This window comes from Sharpea azabuensis DSM 18934, assembly GCF_000702165.1.
In the GTDB taxonomy this organism is placed as follows: Bacteria; Bacillota_I; Bacilli_A; order Erysipelotrichales; family Coprobacillaceae; genus Sharpea; species Sharpea azabuensis.
Map to the genome: position 1 here is coordinate 1 of NZ_JNKU01000093.1, position 1059 is coordinate 1059.

2 protein-coding genes are annotated in these 1059 nt (G+C 32.5%); both read right to left on the reverse strand.

Translation table 11 applies throughout. The features are described from left to right. On the reverse strand, nucleotides 1–498 hold a 498-nt coding region (locus tag T529_RS0111610), incomplete at its 3' end, for a replication initiation protein (RefSeq protein ID WP_033163774.1). A gap of 243 nt (nucleotides 499–741) precedes the next feature. Continuing rightward, nucleotides 742–1059 (reverse strand): hypothetical protein (locus T529_RS13295; RefSeq protein WP_033163775.1); only part of this gene is annotated, 318 nt, incomplete at its 5' end.

The window sequence follows — 1059 nt, forward strand, 5'->3', positions numbered from 1 at the left end:
GTAAAAATCGGGATTGGTCAGCATCCATTTATCTTTCAGAAGGTTCTGATAGAGCATCATCGAGAATTTAGAATCAAATGATGTCACATCATCATCCAGCAAGCGAACATAGTTGTCAGCAAGCTCCTGTATGAGAGGAAGAAAATATGCATTGAATCCGATGTATATCTTTTTTCGTGTCGTTCGTGCCCCAACAATAAGAAATCCGTCGCAAAATTCCTCATCAGTTCCGAACTGCACAAATGATGACTGCATGAGCTTCACTACGCTTTTTCGCAAGTCAGCATGTCTATGAGAATTCGTTATATGCAAGTATTCAAAAAGATCTTCTTTATCAATTTCAACTTCATTGTTTGCATTAATTCCTCTTTTTAATGCAGCTAAACTGACATAAAAAAGTCTTTGCTGAGCAGCATTAAATCGTGTTGATTTTTCAGCCAGGGTATTAGACATTGCAATTATTTGATTTTGCAAGGAATTATCATTATTTTTAGTCATTATAAGCACCCCTTAATCATAGCATTAGTTTATATATATAAAATTAACTCACACAAAGCAATTAGTCAATTAAATTTAAACTAATTCCCAATAAGAGTTACTACTAATTCCCAATAAGAGTTACTACTAACTCCCAATAAGAGCTACTACTAACTCCATAATATAAATATATAAATCTATAAAAAAACAAAATAAATAAACTATAGAGCAAGCCCAAAACTTGCTCCTTTTTGGTTTTTAGTATTATCGACTTAAATCATCTCTAGAACGATTTCTAGGTCGCTGTGTTCTTTGCTGATTCTCTACCCTGTTTTTAGAATATGATATTCTTTCACTAAGACTCATTGAACGTCTAGATAATATTTCCTGTTGTCTATTCTTGTTAATGAGTCTATCGTATGTTTCTTTAATTGTCTGTAAAGACTCTTTTATAAGTTCAACTGTATCACTTAATTTTAATTGGAATCTTTCATAGACTTCCCACAATCCCATAGACTCCAAGAACTCATCTCTCTTATTCAGTTCTTTTCTTGTCTTCTCTAATTCTTCTTCACTTTCAAA